At 69.4% G+C, this 22704-nt stretch carries 17 protein-coding genes; 7 read left to right on the top strand and 10 right to left on the bottom strand.

The features are described 5' to 3' along the window. Positions 1-78 precede the first annotated feature (78 nt). Entirely contained in the window at positions 79-1314 is a 1236-nt protein-coding gene (locus tag BKK80_RS23370; protein WP_071039510.1) for an acyl-CoA dehydrogenase family protein, read from the top strand. 73 nt (positions 1315-1387) lie between these two features. On the opposite strand, the gene BKK80_RS23365 is transcribed toward BKK80_RS23370, so the two are convergent. From BKK80_RS23365 to BKK80_RS23345, 5 genes are all read right to left on the bottom strand, one after another. Beyond that, a complete protein-coding gene (locus BKK80_RS23365; RefSeq protein ID WP_071071506.1) occupies positions 1388-1660 on the bottom strand; it encodes a DUF7696 family protein in 273 nt (90 codons plus the stop codon). Positions 1661-1724: 64 nt separating this feature from the next. Continuing rightward, the gene (locus BKK80_RS37235) at positions 1725-2441 is read right to left on the bottom strand and encodes a helix-turn-helix transcriptional regulator (protein ID WP_071016664.1); all 717 of its coding nucleotides are present in this window, start codon (positions 2439-2441) and stop codon (positions 1725-1727) included. Between the two features lie 1477 nt (positions 2442-3918). Continuing rightward, entirely contained in the window at positions 3919-5496 is a 1578-nt protein-coding gene (locus BKK80_RS23355) for a fatty acid--CoA ligase (RefSeq protein ID WP_071016666.1), read from the bottom strand. A gap of 77 nt (positions 5497-5573) precedes the next feature. Next, entirely contained in the window at positions 5574-6356 is a 783-nt protein-coding gene (locus BKK80_RS23350; RefSeq protein WP_071016668.1) for an SDR family NAD(P)-dependent oxidoreductase, read from the bottom strand. A 183-nt stretch (positions 6357-6539) separates the two neighbouring features. Beyond that, complete coding sequence (locus BKK80_RS23345; protein WP_157903323.1) at positions 6540-7073, bottom strand: hypothetical protein; 534 nt, start codon at positions 7071-7073, stop codon at positions 6540-6542. Between the two features lie 319 nt (positions 7074-7392). Here BKK80_RS23345 and BKK80_RS23340 point away from each other — a divergent pair, with 319 nt between their 5' ends. Further along, entirely contained in the window at positions 7393-9825 is a 2433-nt protein-coding gene (locus BKK80_RS23340) for a mechanosensitive ion channel family protein (RefSeq protein ID WP_071071504.1), read from the top strand. Between the two features lie 363 nt (positions 9826-10188). Beyond that, complete coding sequence (locus BKK80_RS23335) at positions 10189-11301, top strand: helix-turn-helix transcriptional regulator (RefSeq protein WP_071016671.1); 1113 nt, start codon at positions 10189-10191, stop codon at positions 11299-11301. Positions 11302-11344: 43 nt separating this feature from the next. On the opposite strand, the gene BKK80_RS23330 is transcribed toward BKK80_RS23335, so the two are convergent. Then, positions 11345-12235: a LysR substrate-binding domain-containing protein gene (locus tag BKK80_RS23330; protein ID WP_071016673.1), complete on the bottom strand. Its 891-nt coding sequence runs from the start codon at positions 12233-12235 to the stop codon at positions 11345-11347. A gap of 125 nt (positions 12236-12360) precedes the next feature. Between BKK80_RS23330 and BKK80_RS23325 the strand changes: the two genes are divergently transcribed. Genes BKK80_RS23325 through BKK80_RS23315 form a run of 3 tightly spaced genes read left to right on the top strand, consistent with a single transcriptional unit; the run spans position 12361 to position 15087 of the window. Further along, positions 12361-13584 carry a CaiB/BaiF CoA transferase family protein gene (locus BKK80_RS23325; RefSeq protein ID WP_071071502.1) on the top strand — a complete coding sequence of 408 codons (1224 nt, stop codon included), beginning with the start codon at positions 12361-12363 and terminating at the stop codon, positions 13582-13584. Continuing rightward, positions 13581-14042 carry a MaoC family dehydratase gene (locus BKK80_RS23320; protein WP_071016676.1) on the top strand — a complete coding sequence of 154 codons (462 nt, stop codon included), beginning with the start codon at positions 13581-13583 and terminating at the stop codon, positions 14040-14042. Before BKK80_RS23325 ends, BKK80_RS23320 begins: the two co-directional genes overlap by 4 nt. A 58-nt stretch (positions 14043-14100) precedes the next feature. Further along, positions 14101-15087, top strand: a complete 987-nt coding sequence (locus BKK80_RS23315) for a Bug family tripartite tricarboxylate transporter substrate binding protein (RefSeq protein ID WP_071039506.1) — start codon at positions 14101-14103, stop codon at positions 15085-15087. Positions 15088-15134: 47 nt separating this feature from the next. On the opposite strand, the gene BKK80_RS23310 is transcribed toward BKK80_RS23315, so the two are convergent. Then, positions 15135-15833: a TetR/AcrR family transcriptional regulator gene (locus BKK80_RS23310; RefSeq protein ID WP_071016680.1), complete on the bottom strand. Its 699-nt coding sequence runs from the start codon at positions 15831-15833 to the stop codon at positions 15135-15137. Between the two features lie 242 nt (positions 15834-16075). On the opposite strand from BKK80_RS23310, the gene BKK80_RS23305 reads away from it, so the two are divergent. After that, positions 16076-17530, top strand: a complete 1455-nt coding sequence (locus BKK80_RS23305) for a protoporphyrinogen/coproporphyrinogen oxidase (RefSeq protein WP_084545718.1) — start codon at positions 16076-16078, stop codon at positions 17528-17530. Between the two features lie 76 nt (positions 17531-17606). Here BKK80_RS23305 and BKK80_RS23300 read toward each other — a convergent pair whose 3' ends face one another. From BKK80_RS23300 to BKK80_RS23290, 3 genes are all read right to left on the bottom strand, one after another. Beyond that, the gene (locus tag BKK80_RS23300) at positions 17607-19136 is read right to left on the bottom strand and encodes a SpoVR family protein (RefSeq protein ID WP_071016684.1); all 1530 of its coding nucleotides are present in this window, start codon (positions 19134-19136) and stop codon (positions 17607-17609) included. A gap of 85 nt (positions 19137-19221) precedes the next feature. Continuing rightward, complete coding sequence (locus tag BKK80_RS23295) at positions 19222-20484, bottom strand: YeaH/YhbH family protein (protein WP_071016685.1); 1263 nt, start codon at positions 20482-20484, stop codon at positions 19222-19224. A 37-nt stretch (positions 20485-20521) separates the two neighbouring features. Further along, complete coding sequence (locus BKK80_RS23290) at positions 20522-22444, bottom strand: PrkA family serine protein kinase (RefSeq protein ID WP_071016687.1); 1923 nt, start codon at positions 22442-22444, stop codon at positions 20522-20524. Between the last annotated feature and the right edge of the window lie 260 nt (positions 22445-22704).

The raw sequence follows: 22704 nt of genomic DNA, 5'->3' as shown, positions 1-22704 counted from the left end.
GGCCCGACCGCACCGCATACCACCGGATGAGGCCGGACACGACCGGCCCCATCCGCCAGAACCGAACGAGGCCTGACCATGCAACTCGAATTCTCCGCCGAAGAGCTGCAGTTCCGCGACGAAGTGCGCGCCTGGATCGACGACGCCTACGACGATGAACTCAAGACCCTGATGGCCCAGTCGAAGAACGGCTATCTCGACAAGGCCGGGCAGGTGCGCTGGCAGAAGAAGCTGCACGCGCGCGGCTGGGCCGCGCCGAACTGGCCGCGCGAATACGGCGGCCCCGGCTGGACGCCGGCGCAGCGCTACATCTTCCAGGCGGAGACCGCCGCGGCGGGCTGCCCGACGGTATCGCCGATGGGCCTGAAGATGGTGGCGCCGGTGATCATGAAGTTCGGCACGCCCGAACAGAAGGCGCGCTTCCTGCCGCCCATCCTGAGCTCGGACGTGTGGTGGTGCCAGGGCTACTCGGAACCCAATTCGGGCTCGGACCTGGCCTCGCTGCAGATGCGCGCCGACCACGGCCGCGATGCGCAGGGCGAGCACTACGTGCTGAACGGCTCCAAGATCTGGACCACGCACGCGCAGTGGGCCGACTGGATGTTCTGCCTGGTGCGCACCGGCCGCGAGGCACGGCGCCAGGACGGCATCAGCTTCGTGCTGGTCGACATGCGCACGCCCGGCATCACGGTGTCGCCGCTGCCGACGCTGGACGGGCCGGTGCCGGGCCAGCAGGAGGTCAACCAGGTCTTCTTCGAGAACGTGCGCGTGCCGGTGGAGAACCGCATCGGCGAGGAAGGCATGGGCTGGACCTACGCCAAGTACCTGCTCGAATTCGAGCGCGGCGGCAGCCATGCGCCGACGCTGCGCCAGCAGCTCGGCAAGGTCGCCCGCATCGCCGCCGACCAGCCGGGCGACGGCGGCGGCACCGTGCTGGACGATCCCGCCTTCCGCCGCAAGCTGGCCGAGCTGCACCTGCGCGCCGCCGCGCTCGAGGCGGTGGAGCTGCGCATCTTCTCCGGCGTGGCCTCGGGCACTTCGATCGGCGCCGCGTCCAGCATGCTCAAGCTGGTCGGCACCGATACGCTGCAGGCCATCAGCGAACTGGCCGTCGAGGCCGCCGGCCCCGATGCGCTGCCCTTCGTGCAGGACACCTGGGCCGAGGTGCAGGGCCGCCCGGCGGCCCCGCGCGTCGGACCGGACTACGCCGGGCCGGTCGCGCCGCGCTACTTCAACTATCGCAAGGCCTCGATCTACGCAGGCTCCAACGAGATCCAGCGCAATATCATCGCCAAGCTCGTGCTCGGGCTGTGAAGGCGGGCCGGCGCTGCCGGCCTGCCCTCCTCCCCCATCTCGGCGCCCCCCTCGCCCCCCTCAGGCGTCCCCCTCAGGCGCCGCAGGCCTCGAGGGCATCGGCGCGCAGGGCATCCGCCTTCAGCCGCAGGCGCAGCGCGATGTCCGCGCCGCGCTGCTCGGCCACCCGTTCGACGAAGGCGGTGCGCGCCGGCTCCTCCAGCGTGGCCACGTGAGCGGCTTCGCACAGGAGCTTCCAGGCCGCCGGCTGCCCGGCGAACTGGCTGCGCCGGCCCAGCAGCACGCGGTCGATGGTGGCCGTGATATCCGCCTGGCCCGGGCCTTGCCCTGGTGTCCTGCCTTGCATGGTTCCCTCCCTCTGCGTCATGTCTTCCGTTCCACCTGCGTGCCCCGCGGCCGCCTGCCCCTGCTCATGCCCCCGGCACCGCCGACGCCTCGGCCAGCAACAGCCTGGATCCCAGCCTGCGCGCGGCGTACACGGCCTCGCCCTTGTTGCGCGCGCGCAGGCGGCGGTAGACCATGCGTGCATGGGTCTTCACGGTCGCCATCGAGATATTGAGCATGCGGCTGATGGTCTTGAGCGGATACCCGCGCGACAGCAGCACCAGGACCTCGTACTGACGGACCGTCAGCTGCAGCCGGTGCGCTTCGGCGATGATCCAGCGCCGGTCCTTGCCCGCACCTTGTCCGGCATCGGCACTTCCGTCCGCGTCGTCGACTTCGCGCGCCGCATCCGGGGCGCCGCGGGCACCGCCCTGGCCGAGCACGCCGGCGAGACAGCGCTGGATCGCGACCTCGATCACGGCGGGCTCGGCCGAGCGGGCCGCCCACGATAAGCGGCCGGCCACCGGCGCGGCCGGCATCTGGCCCGGCGAGGACAGATCGGCCAGCAGCAGCACATGGCGGGCGCCGATGATGCGGCAGATCAGCTTGAACATCTCTTCGCCCCGGGGATCCCAGCGCGCCACGCCGAGCACCAGCATCACCTCGTCGCGGGGGGCGGTATAGCCGCCGAGCAGGTCGACCAGTTCCACGCAGAGAACCTGCTGGATGCCGGGCGTCGCCAGCAGCATCTGTTGCAGGGCGATGCGCAGCAGCGGGCTGGACTCCAGCAGCAGGGCATTCATGGCATACCGCCATCTGCGCAAGCGATTCTCGTTTGCATGGCTCACCCCTCGGTACAGGTTGGGCTGTGAGGACATCGGCAACACGGCCGTCGTCTTCTCTCTGCAAACCTCATGCCCAAACGCTCGTGGCGTGGCGGGGTGCCTGCGCGGGGTCGCTTGCATGGCCGGAGGGCCGCGCCGGGGCTGGCTTGGCGGCATGCAACCCCTCGTTGTCCGGGCGTCTCGTTGCTTGCCTGTTGGCGGTGGGGGGATGTTACGGGTTACGTGACGCGTTACGGGGGGCGAGGCGATGGTGTGTTTTGGCTCTCGTGGCTTGGCGCTTGTCGTGTGGGTTCGAGCGGTGTCGGTGTGTGGGGCAACGGCCTGTTTTGGCTCTCGTGTCTTGGTGCTTGTCTTCGGGCGGTGTCGGTGTGCGAGACAACGGCCTGTTTCGACTCCCCTGCGGGGGAGCCGACCTACTTTCTTGGTCTCGCCAAAGAAAGTAGGCAAAGAAAGGCGACCCGGGTGCGGCGAAACCCCCTCGCGAATGGGCCCCGTCCGCCGCGCCCGTCCGAACTCGCGGCCTGCGGCCGCTCAGACAGCGGACGGGCTTCATCGGCGGCCGGGGCTAATTCGCGAGGCGCCGCACACGGGAGGGAAAGGCCAACCGTTGGTCTGCGAGCGGGCTCACTTTTGCGTGACGGCCTGGTTGGCTGAGCCTTTGTGTTCGGCCAGCGAGCTGGCCGAACACCCCCCACCCGAAGCGAAGCGAGGCGTGGCATCTGTTCCCTGCCGTGTACGGCGCCTCGCGTGCTGAGGCAAAGAGCGGATTAGAGGGCCCCCTGTCTGAGGATCGCCTTAAGGCGATCCGAGTTGGGGCCCGGCCGCTCTTTGCCTCAGCACGCGAGGGGGGTTGAGCCGCACCCGGCGCGCCTTCTTTGCCTACTTTCTTGGGCAAGACCAAGAAAGTAGGTCGGCTCCCCCGCAGGGGGAGTCGAAACAGGCCGTTGCCTCGCACACCAACACCGCCCGAAGACAAGCGACAAGGCATCGAGTCACGCGTGCATTGGTGTTCGGCCAGCAAGCTGGCCGAACACAGCCCACCCGAAGCGCAGCGAGGCGTGACTTCTTTTCCCTGCCGTGTGCGGCGCCTCGCGTGCTGAGGCAAAGAGCGGAAAAGAGGGCCCCCTGTCTGAGGATCGCCTTAAGGCGATCCGAGTTGGGGCCCGGCCGCTCTTTGCCTCAGCACGCGAGGGGTCTTTGAGCCGCACCCGGCGCGCCTTCTTTGCCTACTTTCTTGGGCAAGACCAAGAAAGTAGGTCGGCTCCCCCGCAGGGGGAGTCGAAACAGGTCGTTGCCTCGCGACCCGGCACCGCTCGAACCCACGCGACAAGCGCCAAGTTACGACGGTTGGCCGGCTCCCCGCAGGGGAGTCGAAACAGGCCGTTGCCACGCCCCACCGGCAGGCACCACGTGGCATCCGACCTCGGATCGCGCCTCAGTTGACGCGCCGTGACAGCCCTTCCCAATAGGGCTCGCGCAACTTGCGCCGCAGCAGCTTGCCGGACGGATTGCGCGGCAACGCATCGACGAACTCGATGGTCTTGGGGATCTTGAAGCCAGCCAGGCGCTGGCGCGCCCAAGCGATAATGGCATCGCGATCCGGCTCCACCCCGGGACGCGGCACCACGATGGCCTTGACCGCCTCCCCCCATTTCTCGTCGGGCACGCCGATCACGGCCACGTCGGCCACCTGCGGATGGCCGTAGATGGCACTCTCGACCTCGGCGGGGTACACGTTCTCGCCCCCGCTGATGATCATGTCCTTGACCCGGTCGTGGATATAGACGTAGCCATCGGCATCGAGGTAGCCGGCATCGCCGGTGCGCAGCCAGCCGTCGGCGTCGATGGTGCGCGCGGTTTCGTCGGGCTGTTTCCAGTAGCCGGCCATGTTCTGCGGCGAGCGGATCATCAGTTCTCCGACCTCGCCCGGCGCAAGATGCCGGCCTTCCCAGTCGACCACCACCACCTCGGAGCCCGGCAGCGGCTTGCCGGCGGCGCGCATGCGCGGCACGTCTTCCGTGGTGTGGTCCTCGGGTGGCAGGGCCACCACCGTACCGGTGGTCTCGGTCATGCCGTACTGCTGCACGAAGCCGCAGCCGAATACTTCGAGACCCTCGCGCAGCAGCGCGGCGGGAATGGGCGCGGCGCCGTACAGCAGGTACTTCAGGCGCGAGTAGTCGACCTGCCGCGCGCGCGGATCGCGCAGCACGATCTGCATGGCGGCGGGCACCAGGAACAGCTTGCTGACGCGGTCGCGCTCGATGAAGTCGAGCACCGCGCGCGGGTCGAACTCGCGCGCGATCACACCCTTGGCGCCGGACAGCAGGTTGCGCAGCCCCCAGCCAGAGCCGCCGATATGCGCGACCGGCATCGCCACCAGCGAGACATCGTCGGCGCTCCAGCGCGACCACGGGATGTTCTCCATCTCGCTGGCAAGAGTGCCGGCGGTGAGGTTGCGGTGCGTCAGCATCGCCCCCTTGGGCCGCCCCGTGGTACCCGAGGTATAGAGCTGCAGCACCACGTCATGCGGCGCCGCCTCGTGCGCGAGCGGGTCGGCGGGCTGCGCGTCGCGCCAGCCGGCGTAGTCCGCCCACCCGGGCTCGCCGCCTTCCATGGCGAACACCTTGCGCACCAGCGGCAGGCCGGGCAGCAGTTCGCGCACCAGCGCCGAGGATTCGGGGCCCGCAAACAGCATCGCCGCGTCGCAGTGGCCGGCGATGAAGGCCACCTCGGGCGGCGCCAGGCGCCAGCTCACCGGCACCATGACGGCGCCGAGCTTGCCCGCGCCCAGCAGCAGCTCGAAGTAGTGGTCGCTGTTCTTGCCGACATAGGCGATGCGGTCTCCCGCGCGCACGCCGTCTGCCTGCAGCGCGCGCGCGACCTGATCGGTGTGGCGGTCGAGCTCCGTATAGGTGGTGTGGCGGCCTTCGAAGTCATAGGCGACCGCCGCGCCGCGCGTGCGGGCGAAATGGCGCACCGCCGCCGGCAGCGTCGCCAGGTAGTTGTAGTCCATCCGGGTCTCCCTTGCTGTGCGCGCAGGCCGCGCGCAGGCTGCGGCGGAGCGCCGCCCCGCCGTGCCACGGATCGCGCTCAGCGCGGCGCCATGCGGATGGCGCCGTCCAGCCGCACTGCTTCCCCGTTGAAATAGCCGTTGCGGCACATCTCGACCGCCAGCGAGGCGAACTCTTCCGGCTGGCCCAGGCGCTTGGGGTAGGGCACCGAGGCGGCCAGCGCGGCCTTGACGTTCTCCGGCGCGCCCTGCAGCAGCGGCGTGTTGAAGATGCCCGGCAGGATGGTGTTGACACGGATGCCTTCGCCGGAGAGATCGCGCGCGATCGGCAGCGTCATGCCGACCACGCCGGCCTTCGAGGCGGAGTAGGCGGCCTGCCCGATCTGGCCGTCCTGGGCCGCCACCGAGGCGGTGTTGATGATCACGCCGCGGTCGTCGCCGCGCGCGTCCAGCGTCAGCATGCCGGCGGCGGAGCGGGCGATGCAGCGGAAGGTGCCGATCAGGTTGATCTGGATGATGCGCTCGAAGGCGTCCGAGGGGAAGAACTTGATCTGGTCGGGCGCTTCCTTGGCGCGCGAGGCGGTCTTGAAGGCGTTGCCGGTACCCGCGCAGTTGACCAGGATGCGCTCCTGGCCGATGGCCGCGCGTGCCTTGGCGAAGCCTGCCTCGACCTGTTCTTCCGAGGTGACATCGACGCGGCAGAACACGCCGCCGAGCTCACGCGCCACTGCCTCGCCCTTCTCCGCGTTCAGGTCGAACAGGGCCACGCGCACGCCGTGCGCGGCCAGCGCGCGCGCGGTCGCTTCGCCCAGGCCGGAGGCACCGCCGGTCACCACCGCGGACACCGATGCATTGAGTTCCATACCGTCTCCAGGGGGCGGCACGCCGCTGGCGCGCCGCCGGTGTTGTAGGAGCCGGCAGCCGCCGCCATGGACGCCGCTGCCGGACTGGTATGGAGATTCGGGGATTGGCGCATTGCCCGCATCGTCGGAAGCGACGAATGCGGGAAGCCCGCGCGGCGCGGCACCGCCGCGCCGTAGCGCGCGTCAGCCGCAGGCCTTGCCGTGATCGGCCTTGAAGCCCTGCGAGGTCGCCTGCGACTCGCTCATGTACTGCCCGTGCTTGGTCCTGCCGTACCACTTGGTGCCCGGGCAGTGATACACCTTGGAATCGGTGTTGGCCCAGACCTGGCCGGGGCCGCCGCCGGGGGCCGCCGCCGGCATGGCCTTGGCTGCCGGCTTGGCTGCGGGAGCCGGAGCGGCAGCGGCCGGTGCGGGCGCCGCCGGTGCGGCGGGTGCTGCAGCCGCCGGAGCCGGTGCGGCGCCACTGGCCTTCGGCGCGCTGGCGCCGTACCAGTCCTTCACGCCACCGTGGTGCGCGCAGGCACCATGCTTGCTGGCGCCGTAATAGCTGGAACCGTCCTTGCAGGTACCGGTCGGGGCCTGGCCGGCCGCCGGGGCGCCCTGCGCCAGGACGGCCTGGCCGCCTGCGGCGGCGAACAGCAGCGCGGCCAGCAGGCCGGCGCGGCACCAGGATCGGGGAGAGCCAGCGGGTCGCTGGGCGGAAGACGCTTGGCGCATAGGGGGAACTCCTGCAGTGGGCTACGGTTGAGCCGGACACGACTGCACCTGGGCGAATGCGGGACCGCCGCGAAGCGGAGCGCCGCACGCCGGCAGGCGCGTGCCGGGGCGCGCCTCCCATGGCGAGAACGGCGCGCGGGCGACTGCCGTTGACGTTGTCGCGCCCGGAGGGGCGAGAAAGCCGCGAGGACGGGGACAATGTGCGTCATGCGGTCCCTGCGCCGACGCGCGCCGCTTCCTGCGCTACAGTGACGGAGATGCCCGTGCCGGGTGCTGGATAACCTCCACCACGGCCACGGGCGCCGATACGCCATACCTCATGCGGAAACTCCTGTCGTCTCTCCTGTCCTGTCGCGCGATCTCCCTGCTGGCCACGCTGGCCCTGTTCGCCTACCTGCCCCTGCCGGCCACGGCCGCACCGCCGACGCTGGCGGCACTGACCGGCACCGCCGTCCCGGCCGCGTCGCAGCCCGCCGCGCCCGCCAGCGAGGCACTGGCGCAATCGCTGGATCAGGTGATCGGCACGCTGCAGAACGACAAGCAGCGCGAGGCCCTGGTCGGCCAGTTGCAAGCCGTGCGCAAAGGACTGGCGGCATCGGCCGTGCCGGCCAGCGCCGCGCAGCCGGCCGGGGCCGGCCTGATCGGCGCACTGGCCGAGGCCATGGACCACGTCGACGCCCGGCTGCGCGTCAACGATCGCGGGCCCTGGCACTACTGGACCTGGCGCCTCGGCTTCGCCGCCGAGGAATGGCAGGCGGCGGTGACCGCGCACGGCACGCGCAGCGCGCTCGACTCGCTGCGCGAGTTCAGCCTGGTCATCGCCGCCTGGGCGCTGACCGGCTGGCTGCTGTGGGAGCTGGCGCGGCGCCTGCGCGACCGGCGGCTCGGCCCCGCGGCGCATGCCCAGCTGCCGGCGCTTCCCTCCTGGCTCGATGTCAGCTTCTACATGCTGCGCCGCATCGGCCCGTGGGTGGCGGCCTTCGTGCTGACCTTCCTGCTGGCCTATCGCGCCTTCGCCCGTTCCCCGGCCAGCGTGGCGGCGCTGCTGGTGGCCTACAGCATTCTCGCCGGCGCGGTGCTGTCGGCCACCTGCCAGGTGATCTTCACCGTGTTCCGCACCGCCCACCGCAACCACGCGATCCGCGACCTGCTGGTGCACGCGCCACGCCTGCTGTACCCCTGCGGCGCGCTGGCGGCGCTGGGCGATGCCGCCACCGACGGCCGCGTGATCAACGCGCTGGGCATCAACCTGGCCGCCCTGCTGGGCACCACGGCGAACATCGCGGCGGCGCTGCTGATCGGCTACTTCAGCCTGCGTTTCCGGCGCCCGGTCGGCCAACTGATCAGCCACCGGCCGCTGGCCTTCCGCCAGGACCACCCGGCCGTGGTCGACCTACTGCGCATCGCCGGCAGCGCCTGGCACGTGCCGGTGCTCGCGGTGGTGGTCGCTTCGGTGTTCGGCACCGTGCTCGCCAGCGGCCATGCCGACGAATTCCTGCGCCGCACGGTGGCGTCGGTGGCGTTGTTCGTGGCCGCCCTGCTGCTGACCCTGGTCAGCGGCCGCTCGCCCAAGGCCGCGCACCGCGCGCCGCGCATCCGCGACCGGCGGCGCTCGGCCTACCTGGCCCGTTTCGGCAAGTTCGCGCTGACCCTGGTGCGGCTGCTGATCTGGTGTGGCTTCATCGAGCTGGCCGGCCGCGTCTGGGACGTCTCGGCGCTGGACCTGATGCGCGCTTCGCCGCTGGGCCGGCGCATCGGCGAAGCGGTGGCCAGCGTGACCGGTACCGTGCTGCTGACCTGGCTGCTCTGGCTGCTGATCGACACCGCCACCACCCAGCTGCTGTCTCCCACGCACGGCCGTGGCGCGCAGCCCAGCCTGCGCGCCAAGACCATCCTGCCGCTGGTGCGCAACGCGCTGCTGGTGATGCTGCTGACGGTCGCCCTGATCGCCGTGCTGGCCAACCTGGGCGTCAACGTCACGCCGCTGCTGGCCGGCGCCGGCGTGGTCGGCCTGGCGATCGGCTTCGGCGCGCAGAGCCTGGTGCAGGACCTGATCACCGGCCTGTTCATCGTCATCGAGGACTCCATCGCCATCGGTGACTCGATCGAGCTGCCCGACCACGCGGGCGCGGTCGAAGCCATGACCATCCGCACCGTCAAGCTGCGCGACGGCAAGGGCGCCGTACACGTGCTGCCCTACAGCCAGATCAAGGCCATCAAGAACCTGTCGCGCGGCTACGCCTACGCCGTGATGAGCATCGGCATCGCCCCGGACAGCGACCTCGACCGCGCGCTGCAGCTGATCCGGGAGGCCGGCGCCGAAGTGGCCCGCGAGTACCGGCACTCGCGCAAGCTCCTGTCCGGCCTGGACGTGCTCGGCCTGGACCAGCTCGGGCCGAATGGTCCGGTGGTGCTGGCCCAGTTCAAGACACAGCCGCTGATGCAGTCGGAGGTCACGCGCGCCTTCAATGCCCGCCTCAAGCGGAAGTTCGATGAGAACGGCATCGGCCTGGCCACGCAGCAGATGGTGGTACGCATGGCCACGCAGGCCGGAGACGGTGCCGCGCCACAGGAGGCTCCACAGGAGGCCCCACAGGAGGCGCCGCAGACCAAGGCCGCCCGGGCGACGCAGCCCGCGCCGGCGGCAAGGGATACTGGGACCGCTGCGACGACCGCTGCGACGACCGATGCTGCGACCGGTGCTGCGGCACGCGGCAAGGCAGCCAAAGTTCGGGGTGCGTCGAAAATATGACGAAAGGCTCTCACGCGTGCACCCTGCCCCGCCCCACTGTTGCCGGTACGCCATAGCCACCTCCGCCCGGCTCGCGAAACAATTTGAGGAATCGGATAGTCGACGCTAACATGGCCGGGCGCCGCGGGGACGGCGCACGGCACCGGACCGGTGCACCCTTCCCGCCCCCCGATTCGAGGAAGGTGTGCCGGTTACCAACGCCACGCAGAAGCGAAGCCCCGGACGCCCGTGCGCACGTCCGCGGCAGGCTGCCACCCGTCTGTGGCAGAACGAGGCAACGCACACCGATAACAAAGGACCGTGGCGCCGGCCGGCCGCGGCGAATAAGAGTTGAGGAGGCGCCTTGCCTCCGGGGAAATCAAAATGGGTGAGCTTCCGTCGCCTGACGAGGACTTCCACCGCCTGGTGGATTCCATCTACGAGTCAGCCCTCGACGTCACCATGCTGCCCGAAGCGCTGGACCGCTTCTCGCAGTACACCTGCACCGATCACCCGCGCTACGTGGTCTGGGACAAGCTGGTGCGTGTCACGCGGCTCGGCATGACCCCGCACGGCAGTTTCTCGCCAGGCGGCAACGAACTCCCCGGCGCCTTGAGCGAAGGCGAGATCGCACCTGCCGGCGGCCCGGGCCTGCGCGAGCATGCCGACCTGGCCGCGGGCGTGCGGCTGTACGACAGCGACGAGGTGTGCGTGCTGATGAGCGGCGCGCGCTCCGGCCGCCAGGACCTGGACGAACAGCACCGCCACCGCCGCCTGACCCAGGTGCTGCCGCACTGGGCACGCGCCGCGCGCCTGCAGCAACGCAACGTCGAGCTGAGCGGCATGGCGGCGCTCGGGCTGGCCAGCCTGGACACGCTGGATTTCGGCGTGATGGTGCTGCAAGGCGATATGCGGGTGCGCTACTGCAACAGCTGGGCGGAAGCGCTGGTGCGGGCCGACGCCAACCTGGCCCTGGTGGACGGCAAGCTGCGCGCACGCGCGGATGCCCTGCAATCGGTGCTGCGCCAGCTGCTGGACGGCGCGGTGCAGGGCCGCGACGGTGGCGCCTCGGCGGGCTCCTGGATGCACGTCACCTCAGGCGGCCAGCCGGTGCCGCTGATCATGATGCCGCTGATATCGCGCCAGACCGTGGAAAGCGCCTGGCAGCTTCCGGTCGCCATGCTGCTGATGGGCAATTCCGAATCGCGCTCGGTGCTCGACACCTCGGTGCTCAGCTCGCTGTTCGGCCTGTCGCGCAAGGAGAGCATCGTCGCCATCCGCCTCGCCGCCGGCGAGACGCTGCAGGAGATTGCCGAGCGCGAATTCCTTTCGCCGCACACGGTACGCGTACACATCCGCGACATCCTGCGCAAGACCGGCACGCACCGCCAGGCAGAACTGGTGCGGCTGCTGCACCTGCTGCCCGGCGTGGCGCTGGAGCGAGGCGGCGCCCCCGGCCTGCCGGCGCCGCGCGGCCGGCGCGGCGCCACCACCTGAGTTCCCGGCCCGCTCCTGCCTCCCGCCAACGCGTCGGGCTGCGCTAGCGTACCGCCGCGCAGGCAACCTGCACGAAGCGCCTGACCTGGCGCTCGTCGCCGTCCGGCCGCGTCGCCAGCGCGATGCCGATGCGCCCGGCCGGGCGCGGGCTCGACAGCGGCAGGAAGCGCACGCGCCGGTTGGCATAGCGTGCCGCCACGCTCGGCACCAGCGCCACGCCCAGCCCGCTTTCCACCAGGCTGACGATGGTCTGCACCTGCACCGCCTCCTGCGCCACGCGCGGCACGAAGCCGGCGCGCTGGCACAGCATCATGGTCACCGCATGGAGGTTGGGCACGTCGGCGCTGGGGTGCATGATGAAGGGCTCGTCCGCCAGTTCGCGCAAGGCCACCGCTTCGCGCTGCGCGAGCGGGCTGTCGGCGTGCACGGCCGCCAGGAAGACATCCTCCTCCAGCGGTGTCAGGGCGAAGGTGCCGGCGTTGAGGATGGGCACGCGCACCAGGCCGGCGTCGAGCTCATGCCGCTCCAGCCGCTCCAGGATGGCGGCCGTGGTGGACTCGTGCAGCACCAGTTCGATGCCGGGGTGGGCGGCGCGGAAGGCGGGAATCAGCTTGGGCAGCAAGGCATAGGTGGCGGAGCCGACGAAGCCCACGCGCAGCGCGCCGCGCTCCCCGTGCGCCGCCGCCAGCACCGCCGCGCGCGCCTGCCCGGCGTGGAACAGCGCGCGCCGCGCATCGTCCAGCGCGGCCTCGCCGGCCTGGGTCAGCCGCACGCCGCGCGACGTGCGCACGAACAGCGGCGTGCCGAGCTGTTCCTCCAGCCGGCGCATCGAGATCGACAAGGGCGGCTGCGCCATGTGCAGCCGCTCGGCGGCACGGTGGAAGTTGCCGGTCTCGGCCAGCGCGACGAACTGCTGCAGTTGGCGCAGATCCATGCTGATATCGCCTGAATATCGAAAGCTAAAAATCTAATATTAGACGCGATAGCCCCGCTGATCTACTCTTGGCCGACATCGCGACGCCGGCCCGGCGCCGCCCACAGACCGACAGGAGACAGGGCATGCAGCCACTCGCGGGCATCCGCGTGATCGATCTTTCCACCGTCGTCATGGGTCCTTACGCCAGCCAGTGGCTGGCCGACCTGGGCGCCGAAGTGATCAAGGTGGAGGCGCCCGGCGGCGATTCCACGCGCCGCACCGGTCCCGGCGCCGAGGCCGGCATGGCGGCCATCTTCCTGGGCGTCAACCGCAGCAAGAAAAGCGTGGTGCTCGACCTCAAGCAGCCCGCCGCACAGGACGCGCTCGACCGCCTGCTGGCCGGCGCCGACGTATTCCTGCACAGCATGCGCCCGCAGAAACTCGGCGGCCTGGGCCTCGATCCGGCCGAGGTCATGGCGCGCCATCCGCGCCTCGTCTATGTCAGCCTGCTCGGCTTCGCCCAGGACGGCCCCTACGGCGGTCGCCCCGCCTACGACGACATCATCCAGGGCCTGTCCGGCAACGCCGCGCTGATGGCGGCACAGACCGGCTCGACGCGCTACTTCCCCACCATCGCCGCCGACAAGACCAGCGGACTGGTGGCGGCGCTGTCGATCGCCGCCGCGCTGGCCGGGCGGCCGGCGCGCGACGGACGCGGCACCCTGGTGGAAGTGCCGATGTTCGAGACGATGGCCGCCTTCAACCTCGTCGAGCATTTCTACGGCCGGCACTTCGAGCCGCCGCGCGCCCCGGCCGGCTACCCGCGCGTGCTGGCGCCGCTGCGCCGGCCCTACCAGAGCGCGGACGGCCACGTCTGCATGATGCCGTACACCGATGCCCACTGGCGCGACTTCTTCACCGCGGCGGGCCGCCCGGACCTGGCCGCCGACGCGCGCTTCGCCGACATCGGTGCACGCACGCGGCACATCGAGACCCTGTACGAGCTTACCGGCGAGATCGTGCGCAGCCGCACCACCGCCGCCTGGCTGGCGCTGTGCGAATCGCTGCAGATCCCGGTGGCCAAGGTCAACGGGCTGGACGAACTGCCCGACGATCCGCACCTGCAGGCGACCGGTTTCTTCTCCCGCCTGCAGGATCCCGCTCTCGGCACCCTGCGCTTTCCCGGCGCGCCGGTGCGTTTCGACGGTGAGCGCGGCGCGGTCGGCATGCCGCCCCGCCTGGGCGAGCATACCCGCGCCGAGCTGCTGGCCGCCGGGCTCGACGCGGCGCAGCTCGAGGCGCTGGTACGCAGCGGCGCGGCGGTCTGCGCCGGCGCGGGCAACGACAACGACAAGGAGACGACATGACGCCGATGCAGCTGCCCCGGCTGGGCCAGGGCTTCTACTGGCAGGACCTGAAGGAAGGCCAGGCCTTCCAGACCTTCGGCCGCACCGTGACCGAGACCGACCTGGTCAATTTCATCTCGGTGACCGGCATGCTGGAGGCCATCTTCATCGAGGACGGCTATGAGGCCGGCGCCATCCCCGGCCGCCCGGTGCCGGCGGCGCTGACCTATACGCTGATCGAGGGCTTCATCCTGCAGACCATGATCCAGGGCACGGGCCTGGCCATGCTGGAACTGCAGCAGAAGATCCTCGCGCCGGTGGTGGTGGGCGACACCATCCGGGCCACGGTCACGGTCGACGCCATCCGCCCCACCTCGCGCAGCGGGCGCGCCGTGGTCGACTCGACCATCGAGGTCTTCAACCAGCGCGCAGAGAAGGTCATGACGTACGCGGCACGCCGGCTGCTGGCGGGCCGCTGAGGCCGCGCGGCGCCTCGCGGCGGTGCGCCGGCCACCCAACACAAGGAGGAGACACCCGATGCCCAACCGTAGAACCTGGCTGGCGGCCTCGCTCGCCACGCTGGCCACGCTCGGCCCCTGGACCGCCGGCGCCGCGCAGGCGGCCAGCGACTTCCCCGCCCACCCGATCCGCCTGGTCGTGCCCTTCCCCGCCGGCGGGCCGACCGACCTGGTCTCGCGCGTGATCGCGAAACAGATGAGCGAGAGCTTCGGCCAGCAGGTCATGGTCGACAACCGTCCCGGCGCCAACGGCAACATCGCCGCCGAGATGGTGGCCAAGGCCCCGGCGGACGGCTACACCGTGCTGTACAACACCTCGTCGATCGCGCTCAGCCCCGCGCTGTACCGCAAGCTCGCCTATGACGTGCGCCGCGACTTCGCCCCGGTGGCGCTGACCGCGGTGGTGCCGCTGGTGCTGGAGGTCAACGCCCAGCTGCCGGTGAACAACGTCAAGGAGTTCATCCAGTACGCCAAGGCCCATCCCGGCAAGCTGACCTACAGCTCGGCCGGCAACGGCAACGTCACCCACCTGGCCGCCTTCCTCTTCCTGCAGGCCAACGGACTCTCCGCCGTGCACGCACCCTACAAGGGCAGCGCGCCGGCGCTGAACGACCTGGTGGGCGGCCAGGTGCAGTTCATGACCGACACCATCAACTCGTCCCTGCCCTTCATCCGCGACAAGCGGCTCAAGGCCCTGGCGGTCACCAGCAGCGCGCGCAGCTCCCAGCTCCCCGAGGTGCCCACGGTAGGCGAGGCCGCGATGCCCGGCTTCGAGGTCGGTGCCTGGCAGGGCATGCTGGTGCCGGCGCACACGCCGGCCGAGGTGGTGCAGCGGCTCAATGCCGCGGTGATGAAGGCGCTGGCCTCGCCCGAACTGCGCGCCAGCCTGGCCGCGCAGGGGGCCGAGCCCCTCGGCTCGACGCCGGAAGCCTACGGCAAGTACCTGTCGCGCGAGATCGAGCGCTGGCACAAGGTGGTGAAGGACTCGGGCGTCACGCTGGACTGAACGCGGGCCGCGGGCCAGGGGGCAGGCCGTGGCCCGCCGGTGCGGTCTCAGGCGCCGTGGCCCTCGTCCCACAGCATCGCCCAGCACAGGCGCACCAGTTCCGCCTCGAAGGCAGCGGTGCCGAGCAGGGGAGAACGCTCCAGCGAGGCGGCGCGCACGCTGCCGAACAGCGCCCGCGTCAGCACGTACATCTGGGCCGGTCCCGGCACGCGCAGGCCCGGCATCTCGAGCGCCTGCAACTGGGCGGCGAGGCGTTCCCCGGCCGCGCGCAGCGCGACCAGCGCATCCTCCTCCCGATCGTGGCGCCACGCCAGCCGCGCCAGCGCCCGTCCCGCCGCGCCTTCGCCGCCGAAGCTGCGCACGTAGGCCGCCACATAGGCCCGCAGCAGCGCGCGCATCCCTTGCCGGGCGGCATCGCCGCAAGGCGGGCCATCGCTGCGGCCAGCCAGCGCCTGCGCGCCCTGTGCGACCAGCTCGTCGAGCCTGGCCAGCGCGGCCTCGCGTTCCCGCTGGACCAGCGCCCGCACGATGGCATCGCGGTCCGGGAAATACTGGTAGAGCGTGCCGATCGACACGCCGGCGAGCTCGGCGATACGGTCGGTGGACGGCGCCGCGCCGTCCTCGTGCTCCTGCCCGGCCAGCAGGCGTGCGGCGGCATCCAGGATGGCATCGACGGTGAAGCGGGCACGTGATTGCGTGGGCTTGCGGCGCCGGGCGGGCTCGGCGGGAGGAGCGGCGGTGGACATCGGTTCGGGTCGGATCGAGCGGGTGGCGACCCGGCCGCGCTGCGGCGCAGCGGCAAGCGCGGCAGCCCGGACATGGACCGGGCCGGGGGCCGGGGCGAAACCTGAGGGGAAAGCGAGTAGGCAAGCGGGCCGCGTTGCCGCAGGATTGTCGCACACCGGCCGGCGCCGACCTCGCCCGGCCGTCCTGCTTCCCGACCGGCCACCATCGACCGCTACCACCAGCCACCACCTGCCGCCCCGCGATGTCCGCACCGACCGACCTCCCCGCCGCACCGGCCTCCCCCGCTCCCCTCTCCCCCCACGCCGGACCGCCCCTGCCCAGCGGCACGGGCCCTGCCTCCCACCAGGGCCAGCCCGCTTCGGTGCTGGTGGTGGGTGCAGGCATCGCCGGCCTGGCTGCCGCCTGGCATCTGGCCCAGGCCGGCCTGCGCGTGCGCGTGCTGGAAGCCGGCGATGCCCCGGGGGGACGGATGAGCACGGTGGCAGCGGGACAGCACCTGTTCGAGCGCGGCGCCCAGTTCCTGTCGTCCGGCTATACGGCGGTGCCGCAGCTGGCCGCTGCCGCCGGGCTGGCGCCGGCGCGCCCGCTCGCCAGCACGGCCAGCGCCGTGGTGCGCGCCGGCCGGCCGCGCCGCCTGCGCGCCACCCATGCCACCGATCCGCTGCGCAGCGGCCTGCTCGGCACGGCCGAGTGGCTGCGCATGGGCATGGCGCTATGGGGCGTGCGCGGCCCGCTCGGCACCCTTGCGCTCAATGACCTGGGCGCCTGGGCCGACTTCGACCGCGAATCGGCCGCCACCTGGCTCGGGCGGCGGCGCGCCGGCGGCGCCCTGGCCTATGTCAGCGAGCCGGTATTGCACGGCTTCTATTTCCTCGACCCCGAAACGACCTCGGCCGCACTGGCCTTGCAGGTGAGCGCCTTCGGCTGGCGCCGCCAGGCCACCACCGCCCTGGCCAGCGGCATGCAGAGCCTGCCGCACAAGCTGGCGCAGTCGCTGCCGGTCAGCTACGGCCACCGGGTCGAGCAGATCGTGCAGGACGGCCAGGGCGTGCGTGCCAGCGGGCCGGGCTTCGAGGCGCGCGCCGACTACCTGGTCTGCGCGATGCCCGCGCCACACGCCCGCCGCGCCTGGCGCGACGCCGACACGCTTGCGCGCCGGCTGATGGAAACGCCGTACAGCCGCACCATCAATCTCGGCCTCTTGACCCGTCCCGGCTTCCGCCCGCCCCCCGCCCTGCAGAACCTGTATGGCCTGCTCGTGCCGCGCACGGAGCGGCGTCACATTGCCGCCATCGCGCTGGAGGCCGGCAAGCTGGGACCCGCCCCGGACGGCGCGCAGGTGATCAATGTGATGCTCAGCGACAGCGCCGCGGCCGCGCGCCTGGGCGCCAGCGACGCCAGCGTGCTGGCCGACGTGCTGCCGGAACTGGAGGAGTATCTGCCGGGGATCTCGCACGCGCTGGCCGATTGCCTGGTGTCGCGCTGGGAACACGCGATGCCGTGCGCCGACGTCGGCCATGCGCGGGACGTGCAGGCCTACCGCACCCGCCGGCCGGCCGGCGGGCAGCGCGTCTTCCTGGCGGGCGACTACCTGAACGCGCCCTTCACCGACGCGGCCGCCCTCAGCGGCCAGTGGGCCGCGCAAGCACTGCTCGCGACCGCGGCCTTGCCGACGGCGGCCGCGCGCCGCGACTAAGCGGCCCTAAGCGGCCCTAAGCGGCCCTAAGCGGCCTTAAGCGGCCTTAAGCGGCCCTAAGCAGCCATAAACAACGCTAGGCGGCCTTGCGGTGCCGGCGCTCCGGCCGGCATTCGTACTTCATTTCGCGGCGGCCGTCCTCGTACACCACTTCCAGCCGCGTGGTGAAGCCCCACAGCCGCGTCACATGGCGCACGACCTCTTCGTAGTTGTGCGCCAGCGGACGCCGGCTGCTCTGCAGGTGGCGCAGCGTCAGCGAACGGTCGCCGCCGACGTCGACATTGGTCACCTGGATATTGGGTTCCATGTTCGACAGGTCGTACTGGCTGGCCAGCAGCTGGCGGATCAGGCGGTAGCCCTCGTCATCGTGGATGGCGGTCACGCGCAGCTTGCCCTCGCGGTCATCGTCCAGCACCGAGAACAGCTTCAATTCGCGGATCACGCGCGGCGAGAGGAACTGCAGCAGGAAGCTCTCGTCCTTGAAGTTGCGCATGGCGAAGTCCAGCGTCTGGTGCCAGTCGCTGCCGGCGATCTCGGGCGCCCAGCGGCGGTCTTCCTCGGTCGGGTCCTCGCAGATGCGGCGGATGTCCTGGAACATCAGGAAGCCGAGCGTGTAGGGATTGAGGCCGCTGTAGTAGGGGCTGTGGTACGGCGGCTGGTAGATGACGTTGGTATGCGCCTGCAGCAGCTCCAGCATGAAGGCGTCGTTGACCAGCTTCTCGTCGTACAGCCGGTGCAGGATGGTGTAGTGCCAGAAGGTCGCCCAGCCCTCGTTCATCACCTTGGTCTGCCGCTGCGGGTAGAAGTACTGCGCGACCTTGCGCACGATGCGCACGATCTCGCGCTGCCACGGCTGCAGCTTGGGCGCGTTCTTCTCGATGAAGTAGAGCAGGTTCTCCTGCGGCTCCGGCGGGAACTGCGGTTCCGGCTCCGGCGCCTCGTCCTCGGTGGCGAGCGCGTGCGAGCGGTGCTTGGGCAGGGTCCGCCACAAGTCGTTGACCTGCATCTGCAGGTAGTTCTCGCGCTCCGCCTGGCGCGCCTTTTCCTCGGTGATCGACAGCTTCTTGGGGCGCTTGTAGCGGTCCACGCCGTAGTTCTGCAGCGCGTGGCAGGAGTCGAGCAGCGCTTCCACCTCCTGCTCGCCATAGCGCTGCTCGCATTCCGCCACGTAGTTCTTGGCGAACAGCAGGTAGTCGATGATGGCGTCCGCGTTGGTCCAGGTGCGGAACAGGTAGTTGCCCTTGAAGAAGGAGTTGTGGCCGTAGCAGGCGTGCGCGATGGTCAGCGCCTGCATGGGCATGGTGTTCTCCTCCATCAGGTAGGCGATGCACGGATTCGAGTTGATGACGATCTCGTAGGCCAGCCCCATGTGGCCGCGCTGGTAGCTGCGCTCCGAGGCGAGGAAATGCTTGCCGTAGGACCAGTGGCTGTAGCCGACCGGCAGCCCGGCCGACGCATAGGCGTCCAGCATCTGCTCGGCGGTGATGATCTCGATCTGGTTCGGGTAGGTATCCAGGCCGAATTCGCCGGCGATGCGGGCGATTTCCTGGTCATAGCGCCGGATCAGCTCGAAGGTCCACTCCGAACCGGTGGAGAGATAAGCCATATGCGCTCCCGTTGGCTGCGTCTGCGATGCGCTCCCCGCTCCCGGGGCTGCGGCGGCCGGCGGCGCTCATCCGCCGGCAATCGCGTCACGCCGCCCGCTTCTGGAACAGGTCATGCAGGACCGGATAGATCTCGTCCGCGGTGATGATGCGCTGCATCGCGAAGTTCTCGTGCCCGGCCTTCACCGTAAGATACTCTTCCCAGAGATTCTGTGGTTCCTCGGACGCAACTTCCACATAGGCGTAGTACTGCACCAGCGGCAGGATGGACTCGCGCAGCAGGCGGCCGCACAGTTCCGAATCGCCGGCCCAGTTGTCGCCGTCCGATGCCTGGGCGCAGTAGATATTCCACTGGCTGGGCGGATAGCGGTTCTGGATCACCTCGGCCATCAGCTTGAGCGCGCTCGACACCACGGTGCCGCCGGACTCGCGCGAATGGAAGAAATCGTCCTCCTCCACTTCCTTGGCCACCGTGTGGTGCCGGATGAAGACCACGTCGATGCGCTCGTAGTTGCGCTTCAGGAACAGGTAGAGCAGCATGAAGAAGCGCTTGGCGAGATCCTTGCGGCTCTCGTCCATCGAGCCCGACACGTCCATCACGCAGAACATCACCGCCTGCGCCTGCGGACGCTTGCGCAGCACCCGGTTGTTGTAGCGCAGGTCCAGCTTCTCGATGAAGGGCACCCGGTCCAGGCAGGAACGCAGGTGGCGCATCTCCTGCATCAGCTCGAGCGCGCGCTCGCCATAAGGGCCGTCCTGCTCGAGCACTTCGCCGTACTCGTGCTCCAGCTCGCGCAGCTTGCGCTGGTAGGGACTGGAGAGCGCGATACGCCGCCCCAGCGAACTGCGCATGGTGCGCAGGATCGACAGGTTGGACGGCGTGCCGTCCAGCGAGAAGCCGGCGCGCACCTTGCGCACTTCCGCAATCTTGGCCAGGTGGCGCTTGGCCATGTCCGGCAGCGCCATGTCCTCGAAGAAGAAATTGAGGAAATCCTCGCGGGAAAGCGTGAAGACGAAATCGTCCTCGCCCTCCCCCGAGTCGCTCGCCTGGGAGCCGCCGCCACCGCCGCCCTGCTGCTGGCGGTCGAAGCTGTCCCCCCGGACGAACTTCTTGTTGCCCGGGTGGACCCACTCGCGCCGCCCGCCGTGGCCGTGGTGGAAGACGGGTTCGGAGATGTCCTTGACCGGAATGGACACCTGCCCGCTCTGCTCGATGTCCATGATCTTCCGGCCCGACACCGCCTTCGCCACCGCCTGGCGGATCTGCTCCCGGTAGCGCTTGATGAAGCGCTGCTTGTTGACGGTACTCTTGCCACCGCCGTTCTCGCGCCGATCGATGACCGTGGCCATAGGATCGTCCTCGGTTGTAGGCCTCGTCCTGGCGCCGTTACGACGATTTCCTCACGCGCAGGTACCACTCCACCAGCAGCCTGACCTGCTTCGGTGTGTAGCCCTTCTCCACCATGCGGTTGATGAAGTTCTCGTGCTTTTCCTGGTCTTCTCGCGAAGACTTGGCGTTGAACGAGATCACCGGCAGCAGGTCTTCCGTGGTCGAGAACATCCGCTTCTCGATCACCATGCGCAACTTCTCGTAGCTGGTCCAGTTCGGGTTCTTGCCACCGTTGTTGGCGCGCGCCCGCAGCACGAAGTTGACGATCTCATTGCGGAAGTCCTTCGGGTTGGAGATGCCCGCGGGCTTCTCCACCTTCTCGAGTTCGTCATTCAGCGCGTTGCGGTCGAGGATCTCGCCGGTATTCGGGTCGCGGTATTCCTGGTCCTGGATCCAGAGATCGGCGAACACCACATAGCGGTCGAAGATGTTCTGCCCGTACTCCGAATACGATTCCAGGTAGGCCGTCTGGATCTCCTTGCCGATGAACTCCACGTAAGGCGTGGTCAGGTACTCCTTGATGTAGGACATCAGCTTGGACTCGGCATCCGGCGGGAACTGCTCGCGCTCGATCTGCTGCTCGAGCACGTAGAGCAGGTGCACCGGATTGGCCGCCACCTCGGTATTGTCGAAGTTGAAGACCTTCGACAGCACCTTGAAGGCAAAGCGCGTGGACAGCCCGGTCATGCCCTCGTCGATGCCGGCGTAGTCGCGGTACTCCTGGTAGGACTTGGCCTTGGGGTCCACGTCCTTCAGGTTCTCGCCGTCATAGACCCGCATCTTCGAGAAGATGTTGGAATTCTCCGGCTCCTTGATCCGCGTCAGCACCGCGAACTGCGCCATCATCTTCAGCGTGCTGGGCGCGCATGGCGCGGCCGTCAGCGAACTGTTGCGCAGCAGCTTGTCGTAGATCTTGACCTCGTCCGACACGCGCAGGCAGTACGGCACCTTGACGATGTAGATGCGGTCGAGGAAAGCCTCGTTGTTCTTGTCGGACTTGAACGACTGCCACTCCGCCTCGTTCGAGTGCGCCAGGATGACGCCGTCGAAGGGGATCGCGCCGAAGCCTTCCGTGCCCTTGTAGTTGCCCTCCTGCGTCGCCGTCAGCAGCGGGTGCAGTACCTTGATGGGCGCCTTGAACATCTCGACGAACTCGAGCAGGCCACGGTTGGCAAGGCACAGCCCGCCGGAATACGAGTAAGCATCCGGATCGTCCTGCGGGTAGTCTTCCAGCTTGCGAATATCGACCTTGCCGACCAGCGAGGAAATGTCCTGGTTGTTTTCATCGCCGGGCTCCGTCTTCGAAATCGCAATCTGCGACAGCACCGACGGGCGCAGCTTGACCACGCGGAAGCGGGTGATGTCGCCGTTGAATTCGTGCAGCCGCTTGACCGCCCAGGGCGAAGCGATGGTACTCAGGTAGCGGACCGGTATGCCGTAGTCTTCCTCCAGGATCTTGCCGTCCTCCTCGGGCGCGAACAGCCCTAGCGGGGACTCGTGGATGGGCGAACCCTTCAGCGCGTAGATGGGGATCTGCTCCATCAGCGCCTTCAGCTTCTCGGCGAGCGAGGACTTGCCGCCCCCCGGGGGCCCGAGCAGGTAGAGGATCTGCTTGCGTTCCTCCAGCCCTTGCGCGGCATGCTTGAAGAAGGAGACGATCTGTTCGATCGTGTCCTCCATGCCGTAGAACTCGCGGAACGCAGGATAGATCTTGATGACCTTGTTGAAGAAGAGCCGCGACAGCCTGGGATCGTGGTGGGTATCCACCAGCTCCGGCTGGCCGATCGCCGCGAGCATGCGCTCGGCGGCAGTCGCATAGGCGGAAGGGTCCTTCTTGCAGATATCCAGGTACTCCTGGATGCTGTACTCCTCTTCCTTGCGGGCTTCGAAGCGCGATGCGTAGTGGCCGAAAATGTCCATACCTCACTCCCGTCAGCGAATCGTCCGAGGCGAAGGTGTATTACTACCTGAGACTGCACGCCAGCATTGACGGTTCCGCCACCCCGGCCTGACGGAAGCTGGCAAAGTTGCGAATTCTTTACTTCATCATAGTCAAATAACGGCGGAGCGGAGGAGAGAGTTGACGCACTTTTTTCGATCGCTGCAAATGTGCAACGGATGCGCGATCCCTGCATTTGCTAGTGCGCCAAGCGATGAAGCCGCCGGCGATGATTGCGCTC

Origin of the sequence: Cupriavidus malaysiensis (genome assembly GCF_001854325.1) — a bacterium.
Taxonomy (GTDB): domain Bacteria; phylum Pseudomonadota; class Gammaproteobacteria; order Burkholderiales; family Burkholderiaceae; genus Cupriavidus; species Cupriavidus malaysiensis.
Note: the sequence above shows the minus strand (reverse complement) of the source record. Positions and strands in the feature narration are given on the sequence as shown.